Genomic DNA, 26,295 nt, shown 5'->3' on the forward strand with positions numbered 1-26,295 from the left:
AAGTAATTGATCTGGGAGGGAAAGAATTCGTGATTCACGCGGTCGAGACAAAACAATGAAGTGTCATGCACCTAATCGGGTAACCAGGGGTTTCTAACCCCCAGTCCCCACACCACCACGGCATGCGGGTCCGCACCGGGCGGTTCACGAAAAGGGAGCACACGACGATGTCAGGTGTAGCCATGGGCCTTCATCCAAAGATCACGGATAGTGATCAGCCCCTGGGTCTTCAGCCATTGGTTGGTCATCCCGGTCTGCGTCGCCAGCGTCCGCGACAGATGCCAGTAGCTCTTGCTGCTGATCGCCGTCAGGATTGCCTGGCGCTTGCTCGTCCCCAAACCCAACAGGTTCTTGACCTTGGTACGCACGTAGCGCCACTGTTTCCAGTAGCACATGCGTACCCGGCGTCGAAGCCAGTGGTCGAGTTCGGGGATCGGGCGGTAGTAGTCCGAAATGCCGAAGTAGCCCATCCAACCGCGGATATACTGGGCGAGCTTGTAAAACCGGTGAGCCATCGAGACACCCCAGCTACGCCCGGTCAGTGTCCGGATGTTGTGTTTGAAGTCCTCGAATGCCCGGTCGCCCCAACGCAGCTTGGTTCCCCGGAAATTGAATCCGAGAAACTTGGCCTGGTCGGTTTTGACCACCCGGCTCTTCTGCTCGTTGACCACCAGTTTGAGCGTGCCGGTCAGGAAGCGCGTGACGCTATCCTTCACCCGCTCGCCGGCCCGCTGACTTTTGACCAAGATCAGCAGGTCGTCCGCATAGCGGACGAACCGGTGGCCACGCCCTTCCAGTTCCTTGTCCAAGTCATCCAACAGGATGTTGGCGAGCAACGGCGACAGCGGTCCGCCTTGCGGCGTCCCCAACGCCGTTACCTGGATGGACTCGCCGACCAGAACACCCGCCCGCAAATACCGGCCAACCAGCGCCAACAGCCGCTTGTCGCCAACCTTGCGGGCCACACGAGCCATCAAGACATCGTGCCGGACGTTGTCGAAAAATTTCGCCAAGTCCAGGTCACAGGCGATGCGGTAGCCGGCCTGAAGATGACCTTGTGCCTGCCTCAACGCTCCATGGGCGGAGCGTCCCGGTCGGAAACCAAAACTCGACTCCGAAAAGCCGGGGTCGAAGATCGGCGTCAATACTTGCGCGATGGCCTGCTGGATCACCCGGTCCATGACGGTCGGGATACCCAGCAGTCGTTCGCCCCCTCCCGGCTTCGGGATCGACACCCGTCGTACCGCTTGGGGTTGATAACTGCCATCGGCCAGTTGCTGGCGAATCTCGGCCCAATGCGAGCGCGCAAACTCGGCGAAGTCCTCGATGCGCATCCCGTCCATGCCGGGCGCACCCCGATTGGCCTTCACCCGCTTCCAGGCCCGTCGCAGGTTCGCACGGTCCAACACCCGCTCCATCAGATCGTCGTGCAAGGCTGGCTGCGTGACGCCACGCCGGACATCGGCTCCCCCGGTCGGGTTCATCGTCGATACCGAGTCGCTCACGGCTCCTCCTTGTCTTCTTGTGTTCGGCCCTTCACCGTCCGGTCTTCCAGGCCGATGCGGCTAGTATGGCCTCTGCTGACTTCTGCCCGGTCACACCCTGCGTTGCCGCAGAACGCGCTGCCAAAGACAGGTCGTAGGGTCCGGTGGCTATTCCAAGGCTTTCGCCCTGGACCTCAGTCCGACTCCCATAACCTATCCCAGCCGCTCGCCGGACAGATCTCCCCGAATAAGAACATGAGCTTTCAGCGCACAACCGCCGCATTTACCCTATCTCCCGTACCCGGCGGGTTTCGTCATCATGTGCTGACTCACCCGGAGACTGAGCCTTCTATGCGGTTTCTGTTCGTCGGCTCGCACCTTTGCGCTCGGGCTTCCTTCAGACCACTCCTCGCGGAGTTGCCCTTGCCGTCGGCTAGTAGTTACATTGGCCCAAAGAATGGGCATTACAGGTACTCCTACAGGGGACTCTCACCCCATCAGTTCATGCCCATGTCGGGCGTACACACGTCGCTCAAAGGGACGCTCCGCTTCGCTGCGCGCCCCTTAGCTCTGCGTTATGTTTTAATTCTTTGCGCTGGATTACATACGTTGAGATAACCGACGAAACCACAGACACAAAAAAAACACAGGAGCCAAAACAGTTGTTCGCGCTGATTGAATCCTTGAACGAATCCGAAAGATGGTTTTATGGGTTGTGTGTTTTGGCCCTCATTACCTGGGGTGGCCAATGGTTGGCGCAACGTCTTAACCATGGTCTCGCAACAAGTCGAGAACGGCGAAATCGTCGTGTAGAAGCCGCTGCTATTTTCCGCACCGCTATCATCACTGACTCCATCAACGATCTTCGAGGACACGCATTGGTTAACGCCTTGACCAGAGTCTATCCAACTCATAGAAACGCCGTTGATGAGTTCCGAAACTATCTCGGTCCCATTGACAGGTTCCGCCTTAACCGCGCATGGAACGCATACCACGGCGGCAACGAGGAATACCCGGATTTTCTGGTTTTGTATGGAATCCCAAAAAATGGGACTGAGATACTTAAACATCGTCTTGAGTCTCTTCGCAGTATCGGCAATCAAACCTAACTATGCGCTCCAGGCGACTCCGCTTCGCTACGCGCCTGAGCTTTTTCGTTGGAGGCCAGAGTGAAGACTACGGCTGCAGCGCTCCTAGCCCTCGCTTCGGCTGGCGGAGTTAACGTCGTCTCCTACTTCACGCTAAGGCACAATCTCTCCCTCGGCGTCTACCCCATAGATGCAGATTCGATAGGCCTGCCGCTCGCTGACGGAGTGGTCGTTTCCATCGTTATTCTGGTCTGCCTTCTTACGGCAGTCAGGGTCCCAAAGCGCGGGGTGTGGACCGTGTCATTGGGAATGATGCTTGCCATCTTGGGTGGTCTCATTGCGTCGCTGATGGCTTTCTCATGGGCCGATTCAAGACATTACCCGATCGCGATCGCTTACCTTCCGTTGGCGGCGCTGTGCGCCACCATTGTCGTCGATCGAATTCGCATCCTGGCCTCCAACAAATTGCTGCAGGCGACGCGGGAAACCCGCGCGCCTGAGCAATAGCGTTAGCTGCTATGAACGAAATCGTCTTTTTTGGTATCGAAGCGGCCTTGGTAGCAGCGCTCCCTGTTGCCTTTGTTGTCACACGCCTTTTTGCGAAGCATGCTCCGCAGCATACGCGTAGCCTCCTCATAGGCTCGGTTATCTTTCTGGCCACTATTGCGGTATTGTGGTTAGCCGGCGTATCAATGCTGTGGATGGAGGCGGATGTCTTTGTTCTCTTCACTGCTTCTGTCTTCTATTCATCGATGTTTCTGCTCGCTTTTCGCATCAAACGAATTGCGCCACGGATCGTGGCTGTTGCAGTCCTCGGAAGTCCCATCCTTCTTGGTTATGTAGCTGGTACAGTAGGGGTTCTCGGGGTGTTGTTCATCAGTGGCGATTTAGGTTCTTCGGTCGAGTTAAATACCAAGACGGGCCTTCTTTGTCGGGCGGAGCCGTTTGGGAATGCCACTACTGATGTAAATGGCTACTTTGCTCGGTTGGTTCGCCCAATCGGTTTTCTGGAACGGAATGTATTCGAAGCGCGCTTTGTTGATCCCATCACCCCAGAAGAAGCGTGTTCTCGCGCGAGCGCAGCATATGGCAGCTAATCGGGTAACCAGGGGTTTCTAACCCCCAGTCCCCACACCACCACGGCATGCGGGTCCGCACCGGGCGGTTCACGAAAAGGGAGCACACGACGATGTCAGGTGTAGCCATGGGCCTTCATCCAAAGATCACGGATAGTGATCAGCCCCTGGGTCTTCAGCCATTGGTTGGTCATCCCGGTCTGCGTCGCCAGCGTCCGCGACAGATGCCAGTAGCTCTTGCTGCTGATCGCCGTCAGGATTGCCTGGCGCTTGCTCGTCCCCAAACCCAACAGGTTCTTGACCTTGGTACGCACGTAGCGCCACTGTTTCCAGTAGCACATGCGTACCCGGCGTCGAAGCCAGTGGTCGAGTTCGGGGATCGGGCGGTAGTAGTCCGAAATGCCGAAGTAGCCCATCCAACCGCGGATATACTGGGCGAGCTTGTAAAACCGGTGAGCCATCGAGACACCCCAGCTACGCCCGGTCAGTGTCCGGATGTTGTGTTTGAAGTCCTCGAATGCCCGGTCGCCCCAACGCAGCTTGGTTCCCCGGAAATTGAATCCGAGAAACTTGGCCTGGTCGGTTTTGACCACCCGGCTCTTCTGCTCGTTGACCACCAGTTTGAGCGTGCCGGTCAGGAAGCGCGTGACGCTATCCTTCACCCGCTCGCCGGCCCGCTGACTTTTGACCAAGATCAGCAGGTCGTCCGCATAGCGGACGAACCGGTGGCCACGCCCTTCCAGTTCCTTGTCCAAGTCATCCAACAGGATGTTGGCGAGCAACGGCGACAGCGGTCCGCCTTGCGGCGTCCCCAACGCCGTTACCTGGATGGACTCGCCGACCAGAACACCCGCCCGCAAATACCGGCCAACCAGCGCCAACAGCCGCTTGTCGCCAACCTTGCGGGCCACACGAGCCATCAAGACATCGTGCCGGACGTTGTCGAAAAATTTCGCCAAGTCCAGGTCACAGGCGATGCGGTAGCCGGCCTGAAGATGACCTTGTGCCTGCCTCAACGCTCCATGGGCGGAGCGTCCCGGTCGGAAACCAAAACTCGACTCCGAAAAGCCGGGGTCGAAGATCGGCGTCAATACTTGCGCGATGGCCTGCTGGATCACCCGGTCCATGACGGTCGGGATACCCAGCAGTCGTTCGCCCCCTCCCGGCTTCGGGATCGACACCCGTCGTACCGCTTGGGGTTGATAACTGCCATCGGCCAGTTGCTGGCGAATCTCGGCCCAATGCGAGCGCGCAAACTCGGCGAAGTCCTCGATGCGCATCCCGTCCATGCCGGGCGCACCCCGATTGGCCTTCACCCGCTTCCAGGCCCGTCGCAGGTTCGCACGGTCCAACACCCGCTCCATCAGATCGTCGTGCAAGGCTGGCTGCGTGACGCCACGCCGGACATCGGCTCCCCCGGTCGGGTTCATCGTCGATACCGAGTCGCTCACGGCTCCTCCTTGTCTTCTTGTGTTCGGCCCTTCACCGTCCGGTCTTCCAGGCCGATGCGGCTAGTATGGCCTCTGCTGACTTCTGCCCGGTCACACCCTGCGTTGCCGCAGAACGCGCTGCCAAAGACAGGTCGTAGGGTCCGGTGGCTATTCCAAGGCTTTCGCCCTGGACCTCAGTCCGACTCCCATAACCTATCCCAGCCGCTCGCCGGACAGATCTCCCCGAATAAGAACATGAGCTTTCAGCGCACAACCGCCGCATTTACCCTATCTCCCGTACCCGGCGGGTTTCGTCATCATGTGCTGACTCACCCGGAGACTGAGCCTTCTATGCGGTTTCTGTTCGTCGGCTCGCACCTTTGCGCTCGGGCTTCCTTCAGACCACTCCTCGCGGAGTTGCCCTTGCCGTCGGCTAGTAGTTACATTGGCCCAAAGAATGGGCATTACAGGTACTCCTACAGGGGACTCTCACCCCATCAGTTCATGCCCATGTCGGGCGTACACAATCGCGTCAACTCGGACGCCAGAAAGCTACGCTGCGCTCCGCTTCCTGGCGCCGGTTACTCGAAACGTTAGCCGTCATCCAGGCATCGCACCGTCGATTTCGCAGAGTCTCGTTCGACTATCCGTTAGGGAATGAAGCTGATTGGTCGCAGTGATTGTAGGCATTCCCTGTACGAGAACTTTCACGAGGACGAACTTGGAGAAGAGTATGCGCAAGCTGATCGTTGCCGAACACATCAGTCTAGATGGCATTATTCAAGCCCCCGGTGGGCCTGAAGAAGATCCCAGCGGGGGATTCAGTCTCGGTGGCTGGATAGTGCCCTACGCCGACGAGGCCACCGGCCAAGCTGTGCAGGACCTGTTCGCGCAGCCGTTCGAGCTGTTGCTGGGGCGTCGTACCTACGACATATGGGCGGCGTATTGGCCGCGTGTACGGGCCGGCCACGCCATCGCTGACCTGTTCAACAGCGTACCTAAGCACGTGGCCACGCACCGACCCGATACGCTTGACTGGCAGTACAGTCATGCGCTGGAGGACGATCTTGTCGACGCGATTCGCGCGCTTAAACACCAGGATGGCGTGAACCTATTGACGTGGGGAAGCGGCGATATGGTGCGCCAACTGCTTGCAGCCGGGTTGGTGGACGAGCTTCGGCTTCTGATTTATCCCGTCGTACTTGGGCGCGGCAAGCGCTTGTTCGACGATGATGCACAGGTGTCGGCCTTCACCCTGGCGCACTCGACCAGCACCCCTGGCGGTGTGCTGATCACCCGCTACGTGCGCAGCGGCGAGGTGCGCACAGGGGCGTTCGAAGAAGTTGAGTAGGAAAAGCCAGTGACGCCTAACAAGCGGTTCCAGGCAACGCTATGTGCAGGGCGCTCGGGCGTGCCTGAACCGCGGCGCCATGCGCAGGGCGCAAGGTTGTACATACAACCACAATACTCTACACTACGACAGTGTTTGAGAGATGTCTGTATTTCAATGTCAATGCTCTAGCAAGAGCAGTGAATCGCATTTGGGACGAGGCTTTCAAGGAACTTGGCTTGTCGCCTGCGCATGCCTATTTGCTCAGACTCGTGCTGGCGTCACCTGGAATATCCCATAAGGCGATCGCTAGTGAGCTAAAGCTCGAGAAATCTACTATCACCCGTTTTGTTGATTCGTTACAGGAAAAGGGGTTGGTCCAAAGATCAAAACTTGGGGCTGAAGACAATCGCGAACAGCGAGTGTTTCCTACCGACAAGGCCAAGAGCATGAAGGAAGCGCTGGAGGCAACATGCGATGCTTTATATAGGAGGATGTGCGGTAATTTGGGCGAAGCTGAAATGAAAGCCCTCGTGGCACAACTTCGCAAAACCGCTCGATTGTTGTCGTGATTTTTTTGCCCATAAAGTTGCTCATACAACCATTAATGGAGATACGGGATGAACCTTACAACTAATCCGATTACCGGATTCGAATCTACGGAAAACGATGGCAAGCCACTTAATGCTCTTGAGGAGTTTTACCGTGCGTTTAATACCCGAGACTTGGAACTCATGAGCACCAACTGGGCAAATTCCGACGAGGCATCAATGTCCAATCCCCTTGGCGGAGTGCGTAGAGGGTGGGAAGCGATAGAAGAAGCATATTCAAGAATTTTCGCAGGCCCTGCCGAGGTGTATGTCGAGTTCTACGACTATACGATTCACCACGCCGGAATCATGTTCTGCGCTGTCGGTCGAGAAAGAGGATATTTCCGCGCTAATGGGAAGCAAGTTGACCTTGCCATCCGTACCAGTCGGTTTTACCGAATGGATTGCGGAAAATGGCACCAGATACACCACCATGGATCTATCGACGATCCTGCATTATTGGCCGAGTACCAGTCGGCCGTTCTAGGAAAATAGAACAAGAAGCCCAACCCATGATTCCGCCGGATGCTGCGCGATAACACCGCGCAGTGCCGGTGAATCCAAACCTGGAGAATGCAGAAAAACGCCCTACTCGAAAACTCAGCCCACAAACAATCAGCAAGTTACAGACGCAAAAATGCTCGAAAACTGGTTTCTTCTACACCATCCTTAGGTGCCCAATGCTTACCCCGGATCAGTTCAACAAGCTCGGCGCGCAAAACTTGCCAGGCTATCTTGGCATCGTCGTCACTCATGTGGGACCAGCGGAAGTACGGTCTGAACTCCAGGTAAAGGCGTCGCTCATGGCACCGAATGGTTTTCTTCATGCAGGAAGCGTCGTCGCGCTCGCCGATACCTCGGCAGGCTATGGTTGCGTCGCCAATCTCCCTGAAGGAGCCATAGGGTTCACGACGATCGAACTCAAGTCCAATCATGTCGGAACCGCCCGCGAAGGCATGATCGAATGTATCGCGAAGGCGGTTCACCTCGGCAAGACAACCCAGCTCTGGGATGCAATCGTCATTCACCGAGAGACAGGCAAGATCATTGCACTTTTCCGCTGCACGCAAATGGTTCTCTATGACAAACCGGGCACCTAAGCCTTCCATTAATGGACCTCCCCCGGTCTGTAACCCCGGTCGCCTATCATGTCAAACCTCAGCCGGCGACAAAAGCAACGGAGGAGTCCCTCGTGAAATTTAGGAGACACATTGAATGATTCGTACGTTTGTGATCGTTCTCGCGGCATTAGGTTCGATAGCTGCCGTGGCATCGGCGAAGTCCTTGCCGCCGAATGCCTCGGCGGCAAGGACACGACAGGCAGATGCCCCCTTGGGCCGCATTGAGCCCACCCAGGCGCCGGTTACCGGTCAGGAGGATTTAGGTGATTTAGGCCAGCCTCGCCAAGTTCTCGCCCAGTTCTATCGAGCCATCAACAACCGCGACTTGAACTTGATGGCCCAAAACTGGGATCAGTCTGCGGAAGCGGTCATGGACAACCCCCTGGGCGGCGTCAAACGGGGCTGGCCGGAGATTCGCTCGGTTTACGAGCGTCTCTTCAGGTTCCGCTCGCAGTACCATTTCGAGTTCTACGACTATACGCTGCACGAGGCAGGCGATCTGTTCTACGTAGTGGGCCGAGAGCGAGGCTGGATCGAGGTTGATGGTGCGAGGCTGGACTTGGCGATCCGTACGACACGGATTTTCCGCAGAGTGAAAGGACGGTGGCTGCAGTTTCACCATCACGGCTCAATCGAGGACCCAAACATGCTCGCGGCTTACCAGAACGCCGTGCGGTGAATTCGGGAATCCGAGATGGAAGAACGCCGTGGTAAGGCCGCTCGCCTGCGGTCGGGACAAAGTCTCCGGACCTCACGAGCGTCGTCGATTGCCCCCCTCCGACAAGAGGGGCGCGCCCCCCGCCTTAACCTTAAAAGGAAAGACGCATGGATGTTACTGCAATTCCCTTTATAGAGAAGGTCGGGATATGCCGAACGGAAGAAGGAACGCTTACACTGCCCTTCAGCACGTCAACGCAAAACCACTTGAACACGATACATGCGAGCGCACAGTTCGCGCTTGCCGAGACAGCCAGTGGCGAAGCACTGCAACGACTGTTTCCCGAGCTTGCGGGGAAGGTTGTGCCGGTCCTGCGAGAATCCCATGTCAAATTCAAAAGGCCGGCAAGCAGTGCTATTTTCGCGTTCCCAGCCGTATCCGAAGAGGCCGTTTCAAAATTCAAAGAGCAGTTTGAAAAGAAACGGCGGTCGTCCATCACCGTCGATGTAGAGGTCAGAGACTCTGATGGTGTCGTCACATCGGTCGGAATGTTTGATTGGTTCGTGCAAGGCCCCCCGCAGGGGAAGACATAACGGGTCGCCTCGGTCGACGGCCTTGATTCCGCTTCGCTCCGGTAAGGCCGCGGCTGAGCTTGGTCACTGGGGGCAGGTATGTCACCGAGATTGGCACATGTCGTTTTTGCGCTGGCAATAGTGGCCGTACAGCGGGCTTGGCTCAAGAGTTGTGAAATACAGGGGGCGCTTACAATGGCTCCTACAGAATGGACAAACCGCGCAGTCAACTGGTGTAAGAAGAATCAGACCGGAAGACGTGCAGAGGCGCTTCGTCTTTGGCTTGGCTGCATAATGGAGGATGAGGATGAATACGGTCCAGTTTGTGGCCAGTTATAACCCTAACTTTCACTTCGAGAGAGGCACTCCGACAGCCGGCTTTGCCGCCTGTTTCCGCGCACCTCAAGCTTCACGTTGAGAATGTAGAAAAACGCCCTACTCGAAAATTCAGTCCACAACCAATCAACAAGTTACAGACGCAAAAATGTTCGAAAACCGGTTTTTTCCATAGCATCGTTAGGCGAATAAAAGCATGGGGACCCAACCGTATAAAGAAATTTTGAGCGCCGTTGCAATTGCTCTCACTTTTGCGGCCTTTGTTCCCTATATCCGCGCAATCGTTAGCGGCGCAACCCGACCCCATGTTTTTTCCTGGGTCATTTGGGGCGCGACAACCTTCGTTGTTTTTCTTGCCCAACTTGAAGGAAAAGGTGGAATTGGTGCTTGGCCCATCGGGGTTTCGGGAAGCATCACCATTTTTGTCGCGGTCTTGGCTTACGTGAAGCGCACGGACATTACGATCACAAGAACCGATTGGGTATTTTTCGTTTCGGCGCTGTCTTCGTTACCGCTTTGGTACTTTACATCAGACCCACTGTGGGCTGTCGTCATTCTTACCACCGTAGATATTCTGGGGTTTGGACCAACGGTGAGGAAGGCATATAGTTCCCCGCATTCAGAGTCATTGCTATTTTTCGCCTTGTTCGCGGCCCGTAATGTCCTCGTAATTTTGGCTCTTGAAAGTTACTCGGTCACGACGGTTCTGTTTCCCGCAGCTATAGCTGCGGCATGTATGTCATTAATGGCAATGGTCACAGTTCGAAGACGAGCATTAGCAACATGAAAGCACAAAACGATAAACCGCCTAACCACGCCGGTTATGGCGAACGTTGGGTGTCATGAAATGAGCTCAGAGATCACCATCCAAAGAGCCACTGCCAAGGATGCAGTGGAAATCGCCGAAATGGTTGGCGAATTGCTGGCTGAAATCACGAACGCCATCGGAATTCAGGCGTTCAACTTCAACTTTGCCGAAACAGCATCTAGGCTGACGGACTTCATTAATCAAGAGAAATATTTCGTCTTTGTCGCTCGCAACGAAAATGGAAGGCCAGCAGGGTTCATTTCCCTTTATGAAAGCTACGCCCTCTACGCGGAGGGAGCATTTGGCACCATTCCCGAACTTTACGTTCGGCCGGAGTACCGCTCGGATGAATTGGGTCTTCGCCTTGTATCTCAGGCCAAAGGGTTCGGCTCGTCACGTGGCTGGACTCGATTGGAGGTAACAACTCCTCCCCTGCCACAATTTGATAGAACTCTGGCGTTCTATGAACGCGAGGGCTTTTCCATAACCGGCGGGCGCAAACTGAAGGTTTTGCTATGAAACCGATCATTCAGGAGGAGATAACGGGCTGCGGCATCGCGAGCGTCGCTGCACTCGTTGGAGTCACTTACAAACAGGCGAAGGCTGTGGCGAATAGTCTCGGCATTTTCGCGGAGGATCGGCGCCTCTGGTCAGAAACGCATCATGTTCGCACGCTTCTGCGGCAGTTCGGGCTTGATGCTTCGCCCGATGAGTCGCTGTTTCAGTCTTGGGAGTCTTTACCTACACTTGCCCTTCTCTCCACCAGATGGCATTTGGAGCAGGGTCGGCCTTTCTGGCATTGGGCCGTTTTCTGGCGCGGGCCTCATGGTCCCGTTGTGCTGGACTCCAATAAGGCGCTTGCAAGCCATGTCCGCACGGACTTTTGGCGAATCAAGCCAAAGTGGTTCATTGAGGTCCATCGCCCCCAATAATCCGCTCCAACCAACTGGTAAACCGATGTGCGGTTTGCCAGCGGCTGAGCACAGGCGTTGGCCATAGTGTTCTACGATGGACTGGTTGTACCGGGAGCCCTTCTTCTGCTGGCTTCTGGATGATGATCGAGTTCTATGGCGGTTGGAATTTCGTGCAAGTTCCCTGGTTGCTCGGAATGGTTGTGCTCTTCGCCTTCGAGTTTGTCTAGGGCAATACGGTCACCCGCTTTTACCTCATGCGCCTGCGGCGCATCACCAGAGAGGCCCTGCAGGCGGGCGCGATTACGCCGGAGCTCGAGAAGGCCCGGGGCGAAGGGATTCCCACTTTCACACATTTTCTTGATCTGCCCATCCTATTCTTGATAGTCGCGCTTGGCGCTATCCGGCCAATGAGCTGGACGCTGTTTATTGTCGGCACCGTCGTTGCTGTTGTCATCGCAACGGCGCTGACACTGTATATCCCGAAGCTGTACCCATGGGGGGGAAGCGAAACGGGAGTCCTAACAAACCCGTCAGCACGGACGCGAATTCCGCGGTGTTCCATTTGCGCAAGTTCTTAGCAATGCTGGTGCCCCCGAAAGGTTAAGCTTGAAGCCAGCCGTGAGGAGTTCAAGGAAGAGGTCAAATGCGAGGGGCGCCGTTGAGCGGCTTACCAATCGGGTACGGTGGCACATCGGGAGCACGGGGCCTAGTTTGTCATTCCAGCCGACCGTTTTGCGCCGCGCTCCAAATGTCGGCTGGACTACCATGTTAAGGAAGCTCTGATTAAGCCCTTCGACAGGCCTGTCCTGAGCCTGTCGAAGGGACATGAACGGAATCCACTTGTTCAGAGCTTCCTCAAGGACGTAGAAATCCCCTCACTCAAAATTCAGCTCATGTAGAATGCCAGCGCACCCGCGTATTCCGCCGCATGGGAAGCGGCTCCATCGGCGGAATGCGGGAATACCCTATTCCGCACTACGGCCGGGGCGCACGCTACGCCGACACCCGCCCCGTTGACTATACTCGCCGCATCGTTTTCGTTACGGGAGGGGGAATCCACATGCTGAATCTGCAGAAGGGCTTTGGGATCGGCGATCAGTTCGTTCCCTGGGGCGCGACGCTCGAGGAAGCGTGCCGGCAGCTCGGCATTCAGCCGGGGCACGGTTGCCACAGGGCGGAAGAAGTCAGGCTGCTCTGCGCGAGCGCTTACGGCTTTGCGGCGGTGAACGTCCACCTGGAGGCACCCGCGACGGATCGCCCGGTGACGAGCGTCGATTTCGAGCTGGCGCCCGCAGGGACCGGAACGCCCGAGCCCGAAATCTGGGCCGCGCCCCTGTCCGAACGCTTGGGACCACCGGACCAGGTGAGCCGTTCCGAAATCCCGTCCTATGCCGATCCGGCCGACTGCGTGCCGTTCTATGCCCGCTGGGTACGCCCCGAGACCAGCGTCGGTCTCTCGATCTACGGCGGGTTGCGTAAAGTCGACGGCGGCCAATCCGCCGGCACCTTGTGGTTGAGCTGGAACGAGCAGTTGGCCGCGCAACCCTATATCGAGGAATGGCGTGCTCGCGTCGCCCGGCTGACGGCCATGGCCGAACGGCCGTCGCAGTTGCGGACCTTCGTGCTGGATTGGCCGCAGAACGCGTACTGGCTGACGGGAGACGCCACACCTCAGGCGCTGGCCGCACGCCAGGCGCGTATCAGCCTGTACCAACCCACACTTCTGGATACCCCTGCCAATATCGCCGCCAAGCTCAACCCGCACAGCTTCGCACTCTGGAGCAGCGAGTCGAACGGCATCTGGTGCGCCTCGACTTTGCGGGACAGCGTGATGTTCGAGCTCGGGCAACCGGTGCAGGCCACCTGGGTCGACCTGCAGCCGGCCAAAGGGCCCGGCTATGCGATGCTGCAGCTCGGAGTCTGGTCCGTTTACGGGCGACACGGCTCGCGCGCCATCCGCGACGCCGCGCAAATGCTCGCCGGCTTTCCCGGAGTGACCGTGAAACAGGAAGGGGGCTACGATTGCTGACTTATGACACGCCGGATGCGGGCGCAGCGCCCATGAAAATCGTCACGATCATACTTTTGGTACTCGGCGCACTGCTCGCGCTCGGGGTTTTCCTGGCCGCCCTGCCCTGGATCGATGTTGCCGTGCTCAATAGTTTTTTCGCCAAGGAAATCGCCACGAACTCAGACCTGCCATGGGCGGCGCCCGGCCGCAAGGCACGCTACTATTCGCTCAAATCCTGGGACTGGAACAACGGGATCACCCGCGTCCCCGCGTGGGGCTCCAACTCGTGGCGCAAGGAGTACCCGCTCGACACGGCAAACAAGGCCTTTGCCTTCCTAGAGAAACACCGCGCGATGAATGCCTGGCCCGCAGCGGGCACCTTCGAAACCTATAGCGTCTATGAACAGCTGCAGCCCGGCGACGTGCACCACCAGGACGATTACGGCAACACCATCGTGACCTATTCCCAGCGCGTGGCGCCCTATCGCTTCTTCATCGTCTCGATCGAACCGACGGTCATCGTCATGCAATCCGCGCCGGAACTGCCCGCATGGCAGGAGGAATACGTGCAGCAGGGATATTCGCGCGACAGCCGCTGGATACGGTGGTATATGAGCCTGCCGGAGCAGCAGCGCTTGCCCGACCTGGTCTGGCTGCAGAACCCGCTGGAGTTCGGCACCGAGCTGCCGCGCGGGAGCGGCTGGAAATGGTTCTCGCCCGACCTCGAACAACTGCCCACCGATTTGCCGGTGGTCGAGAGCGGCAGCGCCGTGATTCCGCTCAAGCACGGTCAACTGAAATTCCGGCCCGGCGAATCGGGATGGCATGTCGTGCGGGAATGAGTCCCATACAGCGAGCAGCCTGGATGAAATGCAGTGAAATCCGGGGAGGTAGAAGCGCCGATCATCCCGGATTCCGCAAGCTTCATCCGGGCTACGTCGGCTATACGGGCACTCGCGAGTCGGTCGGGAATCCATTCCAATCGCAAACGGTCATCCCAGCGCTCCTGGGATGACCGTTTGCGATTGGAGCGCCGAAGCCCCCCTTCCCGACGCCACGTCCCGGCCGAGCGTCTTCGTCGGCAAAGGATTGCCGACCTACGAAGGCTTGAATCAATTCACCCCAGCCGAAGGCGCCAACCACTTCCGCCGAGCCTGTTTTGTCGTACGAACGAGAAGAAAACGCTCTAAGCGCCGGCACGGCTGCATGACCGAGAACCGGCGATGGGGACTCAGCCTGTCAAAAATGCCGGAATTCTCCGCCGTGGCTGTAAAGCGGCGCTCATTGGTGCGACTCGGGGGCATTGGTGGCGCCTTCGTACAGGTGATTTACCGGATTCAGTTGGGATTGCAAGGACCTGAACCGCGACTCCAATAGTTCCATGAAGCTGCGCCGGTCGCCGGTCCAGCGCATCGGTTCGCCCACGAACATATCGCAGAAAAACGGCACCAGCAGGCACTCGCCCTTGGGCATGGCTCGCCCCAGTCCGTGCGTGAACACGGGAACGACCGTCGCTTGCGGGCAGTGCATGGCGAGATGGGCGATGCCGGACTTCAGTTTTTGCATGGTTTCCGGCTCGCCCCGGGTGCCTTCGGGGAAGATGATGAGTACACCGTCCTGGGCCAGTATCTCGTGGCATTCGCTCAAGGGATCGTGATGGCGGTTCCCGCCGCCCCGCGTGACCGGCACGATGCCGATGAAATTGCGCGAAAACCATGCGAGCCAGGGTTTGCTGAGAAAGTAGTCGGCCGCTGCGGCGGGACGTACCCGGTGAATATCGCGCAACGGAAACAGCGATAACAGCACCAGGGTATCCAGGTGGCTGTTGTGATTGGCGGCAACGATCGCCGGCCCGCGCACCGGCAGCCGTTCCCGATTGCGGATATTGAGGCCGAGCACGAACAGGGTGACGGGACGCGCCACCAAGAGGACGAATAACAGGCGGAGCAGGCGCTGCATGATCAGTAGTGCAGATAACGGATGAAATGGAAGAATAACGGAGCGGTGTAGGTGAGGCTGTCCAACCGATCGAGGATGCCGCCGTGACCGGGCAGCAAACTGCCGCTGTCCTTGACGCCGATGTCGCGCTTCAGCGCCGAGATGACCACGTCGCCGACGAAACCGCAAATCCCGATCAAAAGCCCCGCCAACAACGACTCAATCTCCGTCAGCGGCGTCAGCCAGGGTGCGATCAGCCAGGCCAGCAGCGTCGTGGTCGCAACGCCTCCGAGGAAACCCGCCCAGGTCTTGTTGGGACTGACGTTCGGGACGATCCTGCGCCTGCCCAGGCTCTTTCCCCAGAGATACTGCGCGACATCGTTGAGTTGCGTCAGCACCACCAGAAACAGCAGCAGCGTCGCGCCGTTGTAATGCGCGCCCACCGGCTGCGGCAACACCAGCGGATAAGCCATGTGCGAGAGACAGAACACGGTGGTCATCAAACCCCAGCTGATGATGCCGGCCGATCGCAGAAACCCCTGTGTATCGCCGGCCAGCACCATGCGCAACGGCAGGAACAGGAACATGTATACCGGAATGAAGATGATGAACATGCCGTACCAAGCCATGTGCACCCAGTAGTACTGAACCGGGATGGCGAGATAGGCCCAGAACAGAACGCGATAATCGGCACGGCGCGTCGGGATCAGCGAAAGGTATTCCTTGAAGGCGAGAAAGCTCACCAGCCCCAGCACCACTACCGCCATCGACGGACTGGACACCACCACCAGGCAGAACACGGCGACGATCAGCCACCAGGTGCGTACACGCAGCCGCAGCTCGGTGTAGTCCTTGTTCGGATACCGCTTCGGGAGCAGGAAAGTGATTATCGAAGCGATGGCGAGCAGCAGGAAGATGCCGGCCAGCGCATACAGCAACACATCGGGCAGGTGCGTCAAATTCATGACTGCGCCTCCCACTGAACCTCTTTTAGGAGCGCGCGAGCGCGATTCAACACGGTAGCCAGCGACAATAGGGCGATGATCATCAGCACGACATTGAGCCAGGATCCGGCAGGCCACCCCAACCCGATGACCAACCCGCAAGCGCCGAACACGAACGCCCGGTCGCTCTTGCCCATGGGACCGTCATAGCGGCGCGAGGCGCCGACCGTCACGGCGCACACGCCGACGAACTCGGTCAGCCAGGCCAGCAAGACCACGGCCACCGCCAGCCAGGCATGGACGCCTGGCAAAATCGCGAACGCCAGATACAGCGCGGCATCGGAGACCAAATCTCCCGCTTCGTTGAGCAGCCCGCCCAGCGCGCTTTGCTGGTCGTACTGCCGCGCCAGCATGCCGTCGATGGCATTGAGCGCCATGCGCACGAACAAAAAGACCGGCAAGCTCAGCCACAATGACGCGCTCTGCGGAAACCACGCCAGCGCCGCGCCCAGAGCGACGGAAAGCGCCGCCGCCAATACCGTGATCTGATTGGCCGTAACACCGATAGCCGCCAGTTTTCGAACGATGCCGCTCAGGCTTTGCTGGAACAGGGGTTTGAGTTGGTAAATGCTGGGCATGATGTTGTCCTTATTCTTTTTTTTGAAGCTTCGGAGTTCATTTTTCTGGGCATAGCTGGTCCGCCTCGCGCAAGACGGTTCTCAAGCTGTTCGATGCACCTCAAATCAACGCCTAGGAAACCCGGCATAGTTTGCCAGTAAAACGAATGTCCCACCTATTGCGAAATATCACGACCCATACGGCCTAATTGTTTTACGACCAGAGGGTCTGCGTACCTAGGTCATACTTGAAGGAAAGACATGGCTATTGATCACCCACAACTTCAGCGCTTTCGCAAGCAAACGGCCATATTGCGGTAAGCCGCGGACAATTGGAATTCGAATGGCGGCATCTCATCAGTCGGTTGGAAACGCGCGATCCGAGATGACTGGGATCATCGGCGTTCGCACCCCGGAGCCATACCCGCTTTGTGTTACCCGGCACCCGGCAGTATTGCCGAATTGGCAAATGGGTACGGCGGGAAACGGTCGGGCTTATTTGTAGATATCTGTGGATATATTCCCGGTGGAGAGGTGTCACACAAGGAATGGCTGACAGGTTTCGATCAAAGGAGTGATTCAAACATGGACACGCAGCGTATTTTCAACCCGCGCATTTTCTCCGGGGTTTTGGCCTTTGCGATGCTGGGTGGGCTTTGTTCGTCTTGTGCAACGATGGAGGCCGACCGGGCGAGGGACACCGAGCAATTGCTGGCCGCGGCAGGGTTCAAGGTAAAACCCGCCGACACCCCGGACAAGCTCGCCCATGTTAAGAGCCTGACCCAGCACAAGCTGGTGCCGCACGAGAAGGACGGCACGGTGTATTACGTCTACGCCGATGCCACGACGTGCCGGTGCGTTTACTGGGGGCCGGAGGAGGCTTACCAGCGCTACCAGCGATTGGCAACGCAACAGAGAATCGCCGAAGATCAAAGAATGGCCGCCGAAATGAACGAGGATGCCGCCATGAATTGGGAACTGTGGGGACCGGGATACTGGTGGGCTTATTGATTTGCGGAAGCAAAGGGGCCCGTAGGTTTGGCCATCGCGGTCCTTCTTTTTTGGGGGCAGACTTTTGCTATAGGTCTAGATCTCTTCGCGCGAAACGACGATGCCGAGTGAAACGGAAGCCGCCGAAATGAACGGTAAACGTCTGATCCGTCCACTGACCCTTTAGAGAATCCGGACGAGCGGAAATAAGCCATGCTGCACAGGCAACTCTGTTCGGTTCGAAACATCATCCTTGCCGCGTTCTTGCTCTCGGCAGTGTCGGGCGCGACGGCAACCTGGGACCATGCGCACGGCGATGCCGCCAACAGGGGATTCGTCAATGTGGATACGGCACCCGCCGCAAACGACCTGGTGCGTGTCGCCGATCTCGGCTCGTTTGCAATAGGCGCCGGCCCCGTCATCGCCGCGGACGGTACGGTTTATCTCGGCAATCGGGCCGGTCTGCTGAAAGCGTTCGCACCGGACGGTACGTTGAAATGGACGCGCGACACGCCAGGCCATGAAATCGTGGCCTCGCCGGTCATCGGCGCCGATGGCTCGATCTATGTGATCGGCGCGAGGACCGTGCGCGATCATCGCGGCGGCCAGGTAGTCACCCGTAACGAGTTGACCCTGTATCGATTCACTTCCACCGCCGCCATGCTTTGGGCGGCCCCCTTTCCGGAAGGCACCCTCACGCCGGCTCAATTCGGAACGGGTGTGACGAGCGCGGCGCCCAACATCTGGCGCTCCGGTGCGACCGAAGTCATCCTCGTGCCGGTCCTTCACCGTAGCTACAACGGCCACGTGATCAGCATCGTGGCGTTTTCCACCGGCGGCGGCGTTCTGTTCAACCAGCCGGTCACCACCGTGGATTACGGCGACATAACGGGCGGCGCGAGCGTCGGCGAGACTTTGTGTGGGATATTCTTCTTTCTTCCTCCTTGTTTTCTCGAGGAAACGGTACCGATACCGGAGCCCAACGAATTGCCGCCCGAAGTCAATCCGCCAATGCCGAGCGTGGCCCTGTTCACATCGATCGGTAACGAGCCGTTCGTGGTCGTTGCCGACAATTATCAGAACATCGTCGGCTACACCTTCTCGCCAGAGGCCGGCTTCCAAGAGAACTTCCGCAAGCACATCACCAACGATGAAAGGGGAATCAGCATGTCCTCGCCCGTCATGCTCGGCGACGGGCATTCGGTCGTGCGCGGCAATTCGGATTCGCAAGGCTGGGTTCTATTCGCCGGGCCGCATCCGGTCAATTGGACGGAAGTCGTCGTACCCCACACCGGCACGACGCCGACGATCACCGGAGACGGCAAGATCGTCATGGTGGACCGAGCCGGCGGAGTCACCTTGGTGAGCACCTATCCGAACGTGGGCGTCGTTGATCCGCACATCCCGCTCGCGTCGGAATCGATCGCGCCCGCGGCGGCATCGCGCACTCATATTTTCGTCTCGGGCGTGGACAAGCTGTACACCATCGACGCGGCAAGCCTTCAAGTGGTGGAGGAGTTCCTCTGGGAAGGCGGCGGCCTCTCGTCGCCGGCGATCTCCGCCAACGGAAGGGTCTATGCGCTCGCGGGCGACACGCTCTATGGCTTTCCGGCGCCGCCGTCGCGTTGTCCTCCCGGAAGCCTGTGCCCGGGCACGGTACGTCCCCCGATCGCGCCGGCATCAGCGAGACCCTGACGGCCGTTGTTGCTGAGCGCGGCGCCAAGCATAAAGTAATGAACGTACCACCAATATCCCCGGAAACTCACCGTGTCGGGCGAGTCAGCCTGTGAACGGGTCGGGCTTTCGTATTGGCTTCGGATTGTGCCAAGTGATTCGTTTTGTGAAACGGAAGCGGCCGAAGTCAAACAATAAACGCCTCAACTAGCCATCAACTTATACACCTCGAAGCTGCGAACTCTTGCGTCGTTCTCGGTGTCGGTTTTTGGTTGAACAACAGTTAAAAAGTAGCGGCTATGAGGCTCTGGAGTCTGCATCCGAAATATCTCGACCCATGCGGTTTGGTCACATTGTGGCGGGAGGGCCTGCTTGCCCAGGCCGTACTCGAAGGAAAGACGAAGGGCTACGTTCATCACCCGCAACTTCATCGTTTTCGCACCCAGCCGGACCCGGTCGGATTCATTGCCGAGTACCTAAGGGGGGTCTATGCGGAGGCGGCAAGCCGCGGCTACCGGTTTACGGCGACAAAGATCAGTCGCTCGCAGGCAGACGGCCGTATCGCGGTAAGCCGCGGACAATTGGAATTCGAGTGGCTGCATCTACTGAGTAAGTTGGAAGCACGCGATCCGGGATGGCTGGCTAGGATCACCCGCGTCCGCATTCCGGAACCGCACCCGCTTTTTTACACTGTGCCTGGCGGCATCGCCGAATGGGAGAAAGGGCACGGCGACGCCCGACAACCGGGTACAGCCGGCTCTTGAGGTCCGCCCTCGGACCATCGTCCCGCCTCACCACTTTACAGGTCACAACAAGGGTCGGCTTGCGTAGGACGTGGCGTACCCGGATATTGCGCCGCATGAAACGACGGAATGCCCGACTGTCGACGCCATCGCGTAATTGATGGAATGCGGTTTTTCGCTGAAAGAATCAGACGTTTGTAATTTGGTACAGATTTCTTTAGGCGAAGTGGCTATGCTCACTGAAACGGAACCAGGCGGGGTCAAACAAAAATAGCCTGACCCAGTTTATCCCGAACCCGCGACTCGGCTTGCCGGCGTGCGGCTCGTCGAGTTCGGCGTAAAACTGGCGGTGAATCACCGATGAGGTTGCCGTCCAAGCCGTCATCCCGCCGGTCTCGTCGCAAAGCGGCGTTTCGCGCGACTCACAACGACCCGGTGAATTCGAACAGTTTCTTATACAAGGAGTCTTCGCTTGGCTGAACCGCTCAAGAATCAATTCGGAGTGGACGTGCCCGGCAAAATTGCCGGGATGATATCTGCGAAATTTCATCGATTCTCTGCTGACGCCTTCGTCAGAGACGCTCTTGACGGATACGAGGCTCTCGATCTGATGCCGCGTGGATTGAAGATCGCACAGGCGCTTCGCCGCCATTTGCCTGACGACTATTCGGAGGCCGTCGAGATACTGATTAATTCGCTCGGTCCGAAACTCGAAAAGACCGAAAACTTTGGAATGGCGCCCTTCCTGTATCTTCCGCACGTTTGCTTTGTTGCGGGATACGGGCTCGACCACTTCGAGGTTGCGATGCACGCCCAATACGAGCTGACGCAACGATTTTCTGCCGAGTTCAGCATTCGGCCATTCTTGGAGCGGTATCCGGAAGCAACGCTTGCTCGCCTTACGATTTGGGCGAAAGACCAAAATCCCCATGTTCGTCGCCTCGTATCCGAGGGAACGCGTCCCCGCTTGCCGTGGGCGCCCCGGCTGCGGTCTTTCCAGAAAGACCCCCGACCGGTGTTGGCACTGCTTGAATTGCTAAAGGACGACCCGGAACTTTATGTGCGCCGTTCCGTAGCAAATAATCTGAACGATATCGGTAAAGACCATCCGTTAATACTTGTCGAAACCGCACACCGGTGGATGAAGGATGCGACGGATGAAAGACGCTGGCTCATCCATCATGCGCTACGTTCAGCCGTGAAGCGTGCCGAACCGGGAGTTCTTGAGGTTCTGGGTTTCGGCAAAAATGCAAAGGTATCGGTAAACAAAGCGAGCATCACCCCTGAACGCCCCATGATTGGGGACTCGGTGGCGATCGCCTTTGAAATCACAAACACCGATTCGCAACGGCAGCGTGTGTTGGTGGATTTCCGCGTCCATTTTGTGAAGGCTAACGGAAAAACCAGTCCAAAGGTTTTCAAATTAAAAACTATCGAGCTCGCGCCTCAGGAAACCGTACAACTGGGAAAGACTATTTCCTTGGCCGAAATGACGACGCGCAAACATTACACCGGGACGCACCGGGTCGATGTTCTGTTGAACGGATGCGCTTTGCCCTTAGGGTTATTTGAACTGATGAACGATTAGCGGCTGCTTGGGATTGGTCCCGGACACCTTGCCCTGCTTGAGGATCGAGTGCTAATGCATGAAAGCAAGAAGCAACTCTACGCGATTCGCCGGCGTCCCCTCCGGTGGCTGCGGTGGTGAACCGGGGCATTAGCTTTCCATGACCTACTCAACGCTTGGTTGGCTGTTTGCAGTTGCCGTCACTCTGCACAATGCGGAAGAAGCGCTGCTTTTACCGAAGTGGTCTATGCGCGGCGGTCGGTGGCGCGCTCCAGTGAGTGCGTTTGAGTTCAGATTCGCTGCGGCAGTCCTTGCGCTTCTTGCCTATGGAGTCGCATATCTCTCCTCGATACAAGGCCCGCAAGCCATGGCAGCCTACGCTATAGCCGGCTACGCGCTGGCAATGCTGCTGAATGTCTTCTTTCCGCATGTCTTGGCAACCATTGCGTTGCGCCAATACATGCCAGGCACGGCAACAGCTTTGTTATTCAATCTGCCGGTGTGCAGCATGCTGCTGTATGTTGGAGTGCAGGATGGATCTATCAGCACCGACAAATTCGCGTGGTTTGGTCCAGCGAGTGTTGCAGTCATTTTGGCGAGCATACCGGTACTGTTCTTCATTGGCCGAAAAGCCAGACCGGCATTTCTGCGGATTGGAATGCCGTTGCCATAACCCGCACGAAGCCAAAGAAATACCAGAGGCGTTATGACGTAAGAAGGAATAAAAAAGGCGGTTTTGCACCCCCTCTGCAAAACCGCCTTGCTCATGCACTAAAGTGCGAGCTTGGAGGATATCTTACCTAAGTTTCAACACACCGGCGTCGATCGCATCGCACACTTCCCTACCCATCAGCTGTTTGGCGCAATCCATGATTTGCAAGAGCACGCCGAAGATGGCCAGTGCGAACCAGCCGAATACGACGAAGCCGTAATGCAGCGGTGCCACGAACAATTCTTCCATGAACCAGAAGGTGTGGCCCCATTCATTCAAACCGACATTCGGAAGAATCATGAACGGGCCGACGGTGAAGACAATGTAGGGAAGAGAGATGCCCACACTGAAGTACGGCAAACGGGTTTTTGCGTAGAGAAACGAGGCGAATCCGGTGATGATGTAAATCGGATAGGACAGATAGAATTCGATGATGTGGCTGGGCGTAAAATCGGTATCCCTCACCACGGTCTGATGCCAAGTTGCATCCTGCTCGGTGAAGTAACTTCCGCCGAAGTACACTGCCGTGGCGTAGAGGCACAACCAAACCAGATGGGTCATATTCCTGCGGAGGTTCTCGCGTGGCGTCACGGCGGCGAGATTGCGGTCGCGAGTTTTCCAGATATACCCCCACAGAAGAGACGCCACAATGACCTCGATCACAATCTGGGTGTATAGAAAGTTCATCCAGTACGTCTCGAATTCCGGTGAAAACGAGTCCAGACCGGCCGCCCAACCGTACACGCCTTCATACCAGCGCACCCAGACGTAGAAGGCGATGTAAAGTGCAACGCCGCCGAAAAGATTGCGCTTGTTGAGCAGCGGCGCATCGCTCTCCCGTGCGCCGACGGCAGGAGTCGCTTTTGCCTCTTGCTGTATATCGAAATCGCTAGTAGCCATCGTGTGCTCCCCTAAAATCAATATGTTTTGGTTCTTGTCGAACGAACTGCGAACAGCTCTTGATCATTGCAACGGCGCGACCTTGAAGAGGTCTGACCGTGGCGAAGATCATAAAGAAAGGGGATGGCGGGTATTTTGTTTCAGATCAGCCGCTGAGCGGCTCTAAACTGATCCAGATCAGTTTTTCGGGGGAAAGCGGGAATGTCTGCCGAGGGGTTATTCCATTCGGCATTCGAGTGAACATTAATTGTAGGGTGGGTTAGCGAAGCGTAACCCACCGATTCGAGGCCGCTCGGTGGGTTACGGCCTCGCGGCCTAACCCACCCTACAAAAATTAATTCCTTATTGAAAGCAATTTGGAATTAGGAATCATTGTGGGCAGAATCGCAGCAAGCCGTCCATGTCGAGTATGCGCACCATCTTGCCTTGTACCAGGATCAGCCCGCTCGCCTCGAATTGACTCATTAGGCGGCTTACGGTTTCCGGTGCCAGACCGAGATAATTTCCGATTTCCTGCCGGGTCATGCTGAGACGAAACTCCGTTGGCGAGAATCCTCGCTTTCGATGGCGCTCGGAAAGATGCGCCAGGAACGCCGCCAAACGTTCGTCGGCCTGGCGGCGGCTGAGGACGACCCGCTGGATGCCCAGTTGGAATTGACTTCCGGAAAGCTGCAACAATATCTGCGAAAGCTTGGGGATTTCCCGTCCCAACCGTTCCAGCTGATGAGGCGGCAGCTCGCAGTAGCTGACCGTTTCCAAAGCAATCGCGGAACAGGTATAACGCTCTCCGCTGAGTCCGTCGAAGCCCAGCAGTTCGCCTGGCATCACGAAATCGACGACATACTCGTTGCCTGCGCCGTCCAGGGTAACCAGTTTGACCGTGCCGGACTTCAGCGCCAGAAAGCGGTGGAACCACTCCCCACTGTGATAGAGATAGTCGCCTTTGCCGAGCGTGCGATTGATTGTCACGATCCTGCTGACCAACTCCACTTCTTGCTCGCTAAGGCCCTGCGGAATGCAGAGTCTGCCGAGACTGCAGGACTCACAACTAACTTGGGGTCGGCGTTTTGAGGAGAAAAGTTGCTGGAAACTACTCATGGAGGACTATCTGCAAGAATTTCAGAATAGGCTAAAGTTTGCAAAATTTTCCGTCAATTTTATCGAGGCGCTACCATTGTCCGTCGGCAGGTTCGACTTGGTCTGTTATCAAAACGGAATAAAATAGGGTCATATACTGGTATTTTAGGCGTCTACCCCCTTTTTCGCTACTGAAGCAATAGCTTGAACAAAACGATGGAAATAATGTTTTCGAACATTGATGATGGTGATTTAGTCCGTTGTTCTGATCTATATGTCGCTAGTTTTCATGAGTTTCCCTGGAATGAAGAATGGACGCCGAACAATACCTTTGAAAAGCCGAGTGACTTTCTAGCTCTTCCTAAAGCAGTCGCTATCAAGAAAATAAGTATCGACGATACATGTGGCTTTCTTTTTGAAGAAGTTCAGCGATGGAATGGCGCTACGCCTTATTGCCTAAAAGAAACATGTGTCAGCAAAGCCATTCAAAGGGAAAAAGTCGGCACAGCTCTTACGATGACGCTTGAGGAAATGCTAAGAGAAAGTTGAGTATAAAGAATATACCAGGCTACCCATAGAGATAATATCCATTCGCGCTTCTACTCGTCGTTAGGATTTCATGAAAACAAAAGCATCATGGTGATGGGAAAGCCCACTGAGAAAAGCGTCTAAGAAGGGCGATCAATCGGGACTCTGGGCTTAGGAACCGTTTTTCTCATTTTTGAATCAACCCGTTATCGCCAGCTCTGGATAACGAGGACCTATTTTCCCATCATGAACCGCATAATTGAGGATCAAGGAGAATGCCATGACTGTTACGAATAGCCAATCGGGGACCAACGTCCATGAAGTTTCCGAAGGGATTTACCGCATCAATACGCCAGTTGTGATCGAAGGCGCAGGCGGCTTCACATTCAACCAATATCTCATCGTCGACGATGAGCCTTTGCTGTTCCACACCGGGCCTCGAAAGATGTTTCCTTTGGTGCGTGAAGCCGTGGCGAGCATACTGCCGGTCGAACGGCTTCGATACATCGCTTTTTCGCACGTGGAGGCTGACGAGTGTGGATCACTCAATGAATGGCTTGCCGTATCCCCTCGATCCGTGCCTGTGTGCGGTGCGGTTGCGGCGATGGTCTCCATCCAAGATCTGGCCGATCGGGCTCCTCGGGCGCTCGCAGACGGAGAGACGCTGACCTTGGGCAAACATCGCGTGCGCTGGCTCGATACGCCCCATCTGCCCCATGCCTGGGAATGCGGCTTCCTGATGGAAGAACGAACCCGCACCTTGCTCTGCGGCGATCTGTTCACGCAGGGCGGCGCGAATCTACCCCCGGTCACGGAAACGGACATCCTGGGACCCAGCGAGGCATTCCGACAGAAAATGGATTACTTCTCGCACGGGCGGGATACCCATGCGCTCCTCGAGCGGCTGGCCGCCACCGAGCCGACCACCCTGGCGTGCATGCACGGCAGCGCCTGGTCCGGCGACGGCGCGAAACTGCTGCGTGCTCTGGCCGATGCACTATCGGCTTAGTACAGGCTGCGTGGCCTTGGGGATACCCAAATGACCGACTTAATCCATCGGCCGTTGAGAACATGAAGCGTCCGCCGGTTCCGATCCTGTCCCGCCAAAGGGCTGTATCGTACTCGAGGATGCCCCGGCCGGAGTAGCGTCCGGTTTGAAAGCCGGCATGCGGGTAATTGCGGTTCTT

General features: G+C 57.0%; 29 protein-coding genes. 21 read left to right on the forward strand and 8 right to left on the reverse strand.

The features are described from left to right. Positions 1 to 170 precede the first annotated feature (170 nt). On the reverse strand, positions 171 to 1,505 hold the full coding sequence (gene ltrA / locus ACR2R1_RS09215) for a group II intron reverse transcriptase/maturase (RefSeq protein WP_205780748.1): 1,335 nt from the start codon (positions 1,503 to 1,505) through the stop codon (positions 171 to 173). 641 nt (positions 1,506 to 2,146) lie between these two features. On the opposite strand from ltrA (ACR2R1_RS09215), the gene ACR2R1_RS09220 reads away from it, so the two are divergent. From ACR2R1_RS09220 to ACR2R1_RS09230, 3 genes are read left to right on the forward strand one after another with little or no spacing between them, the layout of a single operon-like run. Beyond that, entirely contained in the window at positions 2,147 to 2,593 is a 447-nt protein-coding gene (locus ACR2R1_RS09220; protein WP_434113753.1) for a hypothetical protein, read from the forward strand. A 60-nt stretch (positions 2,594 to 2,653) separates the two neighbouring features. Continuing rightward, a complete protein-coding gene (locus ACR2R1_RS09225) occupies positions 2,654 to 3,079 on the forward strand; it encodes a hypothetical protein (protein ID WP_133718433.1) in 426 nt (141 codons plus the stop codon). Between the two features lie 11 nt (positions 3,080 to 3,090). Continuing rightward, the gene (locus ACR2R1_RS09230) at positions 3,091 to 3,669 is read left to right on the forward strand and encodes a hypothetical protein (RefSeq protein WP_434113756.1); all 579 of its coding nucleotides are present in this window, start codon (positions 3,091 to 3,093) and stop codon (positions 3,667 to 3,669) included. A gap of 95 nt (positions 3,670 to 3,764) precedes the next feature. Here the strand turns inward: ACR2R1_RS09230 and ltrA (ACR2R1_RS09235) are convergent, their stop codons facing one another. Further along, positions 3,765 to 5,099 carry a group II intron reverse transcriptase/maturase gene (gene ltrA / locus ACR2R1_RS09235; protein ID WP_205780748.1) on the reverse strand — a complete coding sequence of 445 codons (1,335 nt, stop codon included), beginning with the start codon at positions 5,097 to 5,099 and terminating at the stop codon, positions 3,765 to 3,767. 712 nt (positions 5,100 to 5,811) lie between these two features. Between ltrA (ACR2R1_RS09235) and ACR2R1_RS09240 the strand changes: the two genes are divergently transcribed. The 11 genes from ACR2R1_RS09240 to ACR2R1_RS09290 all read left to right on the forward strand — a co-directional run bounded on the left by ACR2R1_RS09240 (position 5,812) and on the right by ACR2R1_RS09290 (position 14,260). After that, a complete protein-coding gene (locus ACR2R1_RS09240) occupies positions 5,812 to 6,429 on the forward strand; it encodes a dihydrofolate reductase family protein (protein WP_077728761.1) in 618 nt (205 codons plus the stop codon). Positions 6,430 to 6,608: 179 nt separating this feature from the next. Next, positions 6,609 to 6,980, forward strand: a complete 372-nt coding sequence (locus ACR2R1_RS09245; RefSeq protein WP_168175345.1) for a MarR family winged helix-turn-helix transcriptional regulator — start codon at positions 6,609 to 6,611, stop codon at positions 6,978 to 6,980. Positions 6,981 to 7,028: 48 nt separating this feature from the next. Then, entirely contained in the window at positions 7,029 to 7,493 is a 465-nt protein-coding gene (locus ACR2R1_RS09250) for a YybH family protein (RefSeq protein WP_434113760.1), read from the forward strand. A gap of 59 nt (positions 7,494 to 7,552) precedes the next feature. After that, on the forward strand, positions 7,553 to 8,098 hold the full coding sequence (locus tag ACR2R1_RS09255) for a PaaI family thioesterase (protein ID WP_434113763.1): 546 nt from the start codon (positions 7,553 to 7,555) through the stop codon (positions 8,096 to 8,098). 115 nt (positions 8,099 to 8,213) lie between these two features. Next, positions 8,214 to 8,798, forward strand: a complete 585-nt coding sequence (locus tag ACR2R1_RS09260; RefSeq protein ID WP_077728757.1) for a YybH family protein — start codon at positions 8,214 to 8,216, stop codon at positions 8,796 to 8,798. 146 nt (positions 8,799 to 8,944) lie between these two features. Further along, positions 8,945 to 9,370 carry a PaaI family thioesterase gene (locus ACR2R1_RS09265; RefSeq protein WP_434113766.1) on the forward strand — a complete coding sequence of 142 codons (426 nt, stop codon included), beginning with the start codon at positions 8,945 to 8,947 and terminating at the stop codon, positions 9,368 to 9,370. A 511-nt stretch (positions 9,371 to 9,881) separates the two neighbouring features. Further along, the gene (locus tag ACR2R1_RS09270) at positions 9,882 to 10,472 is read left to right on the forward strand and encodes a hypothetical protein (protein ID WP_133717456.1); all 591 of its coding nucleotides are present in this window, start codon (positions 9,882 to 9,884) and stop codon (positions 10,470 to 10,472) included. Positions 10,473 to 10,532: 60 nt separating this feature from the next. Next, positions 10,533 to 11,012, forward strand: coding sequence for a GNAT family N-acetyltransferase (locus tag ACR2R1_RS09275; protein WP_434113768.1), 480 nt, complete (start codon positions 10,533 to 10,535; stop codon positions 11,010 to 11,012). Continuing rightward, positions 11,009 to 11,425 (forward strand): hypothetical protein, encoded by a 417-nt coding sequence (locus ACR2R1_RS09280; protein WP_434113771.1) that lies wholly within the window; start codon positions 11,009 to 11,011, stop codon positions 11,423 to 11,425. The genes ACR2R1_RS09275 and ACR2R1_RS09280 overlap by 4 nt, the downstream gene beginning before the upstream one ends. A gap of 910 nt (positions 11,426 to 12,335) precedes the next feature. After that, positions 12,336 to 13,436 (forward strand): hypothetical protein, encoded by a 1,101-nt coding sequence (locus ACR2R1_RS09285; RefSeq protein ID WP_086134316.1) that lies wholly within the window; start codon positions 12,336 to 12,338, stop codon positions 13,434 to 13,436. Further along, entirely contained in the window at positions 13,430 to 14,260 is an 831-nt protein-coding gene (locus ACR2R1_RS09290; RefSeq protein WP_434113774.1) for a hypothetical protein, read from the forward strand. Before ACR2R1_RS09285 ends, ACR2R1_RS09290 begins: the two co-directional genes overlap by 7 nt. Before the next feature lie 439 nt (positions 14,261 to 14,699). Here ACR2R1_RS09290 and ACR2R1_RS09295 read toward each other — a convergent pair whose 3' ends face one another. From ACR2R1_RS09295 to ACR2R1_RS09305, 3 genes are read right to left on the reverse strand one after another with little or no spacing between them, the layout of a single operon-like run. Then, positions 14,700 to 15,377, reverse strand: coding sequence for a lysophospholipid acyltransferase family protein (locus ACR2R1_RS09295; protein WP_077729463.1), 678 nt, complete (start codon positions 15,375 to 15,377; stop codon positions 14,700 to 14,702). Positions 15,378 to 15,379: 2 nt separating this feature from the next. After that, positions 15,380 to 16,321 carry a phosphatidate cytidylyltransferase gene (locus ACR2R1_RS09300; RefSeq protein WP_156880707.1) on the reverse strand — a complete coding sequence of 314 codons (942 nt, stop codon included), beginning with the start codon at positions 16,319 to 16,321 and terminating at the stop codon, positions 15,380 to 15,382. Next, on the reverse strand, positions 16,318 to 16,938 hold the full coding sequence (locus ACR2R1_RS09305) for a CDP-alcohol phosphatidyltransferase family protein (protein WP_434113778.1): 621 nt from the start codon (positions 16,936 to 16,938) through the stop codon (positions 16,318 to 16,320). The genes ACR2R1_RS09300 and ACR2R1_RS09305 overlap by 4 nt, the downstream gene beginning before the upstream one ends. Positions 16,939 to 17,502: 564 nt before the next feature. Between ACR2R1_RS09305 and ACR2R1_RS09310 the strand changes: the two genes are divergently transcribed. The 3 genes from ACR2R1_RS09310 to ACR2R1_RS09320 all read left to right on the forward strand — a co-directional run bounded on the left by ACR2R1_RS09310 (position 17,503) and on the right by ACR2R1_RS09320 (position 20,345). Continuing rightward, entirely contained in the window at positions 17,503 to 17,928 is a 426-nt protein-coding gene (locus ACR2R1_RS09310) for a hypothetical protein (RefSeq protein WP_205780704.1), read from the forward strand. A 192-nt stretch (positions 17,929 to 18,120) separates the two neighbouring features. Continuing rightward, entirely contained in the window at positions 18,121 to 19,602 is a 1,482-nt protein-coding gene (locus ACR2R1_RS09315; protein ID WP_434113781.1) for a PQQ-binding-like beta-propeller repeat protein, read from the forward strand. Positions 19,603 to 19,880: 278 nt separating this feature from the next. Next, positions 19,881 to 20,345: a pyrimidine dimer DNA glycosylase/endonuclease V gene (locus tag ACR2R1_RS09320; protein WP_434113784.1), complete on the forward strand. Its 465-nt coding sequence runs from the start codon at positions 19,881 to 19,883 to the stop codon at positions 20,343 to 20,345. A 196-nt stretch (positions 20,346 to 20,541) separates the two neighbouring features. Here ACR2R1_RS09320 and ACR2R1_RS09325 read toward each other — a convergent pair whose 3' ends face one another. Further along, positions 20,542 to 20,709 (reverse strand): hypothetical protein, encoded by a 168-nt coding sequence (locus tag ACR2R1_RS09325; RefSeq protein WP_434113787.1) that lies wholly within the window; start codon positions 20,707 to 20,709, stop codon positions 20,542 to 20,544. A 117-nt stretch (positions 20,710 to 20,826) separates the two neighbouring features. On the opposite strand from ACR2R1_RS09325, the gene ACR2R1_RS09330 reads away from it, so the two are divergent. Then, positions 20,827 to 21,912, forward strand: a complete 1,086-nt coding sequence (locus ACR2R1_RS09330) for a hypothetical protein (RefSeq protein WP_434113790.1) — start codon at positions 20,827 to 20,829, stop codon at positions 21,910 to 21,912. Between the two features lie 139 nt (positions 21,913 to 22,051). Beyond that, a complete protein-coding gene (locus tag ACR2R1_RS09335; protein WP_434113792.1) occupies positions 22,052 to 22,564 on the forward strand; it encodes an HXXEE domain-containing protein in 513 nt (170 codons plus the stop codon). Between the two features lie 123 nt (positions 22,565 to 22,687). Here the strand turns inward: ACR2R1_RS09335 and amoC are convergent, their stop codons facing one another. Both amoC and ACR2R1_RS09345 read right to left on the reverse strand, forming a co-directional pair. Further along, positions 22,688 to 23,503, reverse strand: coding sequence for a bacterial ammonia monooxygenase, subunit AmoC (gene amoC, locus ACR2R1_RS09340; RefSeq protein WP_086134307.1), 816 nt, complete (start codon positions 23,501 to 23,503; stop codon positions 22,688 to 22,690). A 369-nt stretch (positions 23,504 to 23,872) separates the two neighbouring features. After that, positions 23,873 to 24,472: a helix-turn-helix domain-containing protein gene (locus tag ACR2R1_RS09345; RefSeq protein WP_434101558.1), complete on the reverse strand. Its 600-nt coding sequence runs from the start codon at positions 24,470 to 24,472 to the stop codon at positions 23,873 to 23,875. 333 nt (positions 24,473 to 24,805) lie between these two features. On the opposite strand from ACR2R1_RS09345, the gene ACR2R1_RS09350 reads away from it, so the two are divergent. Both ACR2R1_RS09350 and ACR2R1_RS09355 read left to right on the forward strand, forming a co-directional pair. Then, positions 24,806 to 25,129, forward strand: coding sequence for a hypothetical protein (locus tag ACR2R1_RS09350; protein WP_434113795.1), 324 nt, complete (start codon positions 24,806 to 24,808; stop codon positions 25,127 to 25,129). Positions 25,130 to 25,388: 259 nt separating this feature from the next. Further along, positions 25,389 to 26,117 carry an MBL fold metallo-hydrolase gene (locus ACR2R1_RS09355; RefSeq protein WP_133717444.1) on the forward strand — a complete coding sequence of 243 codons (729 nt, stop codon included), beginning with the start codon at positions 25,389 to 25,391 and terminating at the stop codon, positions 26,115 to 26,117. Positions 26,118 to 26,295: the final 178 nt, after the last annotated feature.

Origin of the sequence: Methylocaldum sp. GT1TLB (genome assembly GCF_051027445.1) — a bacterium.
GTDB lineage: Bacteria > Pseudomonadota > Gammaproteobacteria > Methylococcales > Methylococcaceae > Methylocaldum.